Origin of the sequence: Inediibacterium massiliense (assembly GCF_001282725.1) — a bacterium.
Taxonomy (GTDB): Bacteria; Bacillota; Clostridia; order Peptostreptococcales; family Thermotaleaceae; genus Anaerophilus; species Anaerophilus massiliensis.
The window spans coordinates 1-1,145 of sequence record NZ_LN876581.1 but is presented as its reverse complement, the minus strand read 5'-3'; the positions used below and the strand labels follow the sequence as shown (position 1 = coordinate 1,145).

12 tRNA genes are annotated in these 1,145 nt (G+C 52.9%); all 12 read left to right on the top strand.

The annotated features are described in order from the left end of the window. Positions 1 to 34: 34 nt before the first annotated feature. Positions 35 to 110 (top strand) — tRNA-Met (locus tag BN2409_RS00235). Positions 111 to 114: 4 nt separating this feature from the next. Next, positions 115 to 189: transfer RNA gene (locus BN2409_RS00230), tRNA-Glu, on the top strand. A gap of 4 nt (positions 190 to 193) precedes the next feature. Then, positions 194 to 269, top strand: a tRNA-Val gene (locus BN2409_RS00225). Positions 270 to 277: 8 nt separating this feature from the next. After that, a tRNA-Asp gene (locus BN2409_RS00220) sits at positions 278 to 354 on the top strand. A 42-nt stretch (positions 355 to 396) separates the two neighbouring features. Next, positions 397 to 471: transfer RNA gene (locus tag BN2409_RS00215), tRNA-Thr, on the top strand. 4 nt (positions 472 to 475) lie between these two features. Next, positions 476 to 560: transfer RNA gene (locus BN2409_RS00210), tRNA-Tyr, on the top strand. 12 nt (positions 561 to 572) lie between these two features. After that, positions 573 to 656: transfer RNA gene (locus tag BN2409_RS00205), tRNA-Leu, on the top strand. A 3-nt stretch (positions 657 to 659) separates the two neighbouring features. Continuing rightward, a tRNA-Arg gene (locus BN2409_RS00200) sits at positions 660 to 736 on the top strand. A 16-nt stretch (positions 737 to 752) separates the two neighbouring features. Next, positions 753 to 828 (top strand) — tRNA-Lys (locus BN2409_RS00195). A 5-nt stretch (positions 829 to 833) separates the two neighbouring features. Further along, a tRNA-Ser gene (locus BN2409_RS00190) sits at positions 834 to 922 on the top strand. Between the two features lie 4 nt (positions 923 to 926). Further along, positions 927 to 1,003, top strand: a tRNA-Pro gene (locus tag BN2409_RS00185). A 4-nt stretch (positions 1,004 to 1,007) separates the two neighbouring features. Next, positions 1,008 to 1,083: transfer RNA gene (locus BN2409_RS00180), tRNA-Phe, on the top strand. The last annotated feature ends 62 nt before the right edge of the window (positions 1,084 to 1,145 follow it).

Sequence of the window (1,145 nt, the reverse complement as noted above, 5' to 3'; positions counted from 1 at the left end):
TACCGGTTCGATTCCGGTCCCCGGCACCAAATATCGCGGAGTGGAGCAGCTGGCAGCTCGTCGGGCTCATAACCCGAAGGTCGTAGGTTCAAATCCTGCCTCCGCAACCATTAAGGCCCATTGGTCAAGCGGTCAAGACACCGCCCTTTCACGGCGGTAACCCGAGTTCGATTCTCGGATGGGTCACCAATTCGGGCGCATAGCTCAGCTGGGAGAGCACCTGCCTTACAAGCAGGGGGTCATAGGTTCGAGCCCTATTGCGCCCACCATTTATTTTGGCCCGGTAGTTCAGTTGGTTAGAATGCCAGCCTGTCACGCTGGAGGTCGAGGGTTCGAGCCCCTTCCGGGTCGCCATTTTAATTAAAGAAAATAATAAAAAATAGACAATTGAAATATGCTGGTGTGGCTCAACGGTAGAGCAGCTGACTTGTAATCAGCAGGTTGGGGGTTCGATTCCCTTCGCCAGCTCCAAAATGGAGGAATTCCCGAGTGGCCAAAGGGGGCGGACTGTAAATCCGTTAGCTGAGCTTTCGGTGGTTCGAATCCACCTTCCTCCACCATTTATATGTCATGCGGGTGTGGCGGAATTGGCAGACGCACTAGACTTAGGATCTAGCGCCTTGTGCGTGGGGGTTCAAGTCCCTCCACCCGCACCAAATGGGTTCATAGCTCAGTTGGATAGAGCAACGGCCTTCTAAGCCGTGTGTCCGGGGTTCGAATCCCTGTGGACCCGCCATAATAATTTTATATTTGACCCATTAGCTCAGTAGGTAGAGCACTTGACTTTTAATCAAGGTGTCCCGCGTTCGAGCCGCGGATGGGTCACCAACTTTGGAGAGGTGTCCGAGTGGTTTAAGGAGCTGGTCTTGAAAACCAGTGATTCCGAAAGGGACCGTGGGTTCGAATCCCACCCTCTCCGCCATTATCGGGGTGTAGCGCAGTTTGGTAGCGCATCTGGTTTGGGACCAGAGGGCCGCGGGTTCAAATCCTGCCACCCCGACCATTTTGCCCAGATAGCTCAGTCGGTAGAGCAGGGGACTGAAAATCCCCGTGTCGGTGGTTCGATTCCGCCTCTGGGCACCACAATTTGGAAATAAAAAAGTGGTTGACAACAAGAAACAAAAATGATAAGATATTTAAGTCGC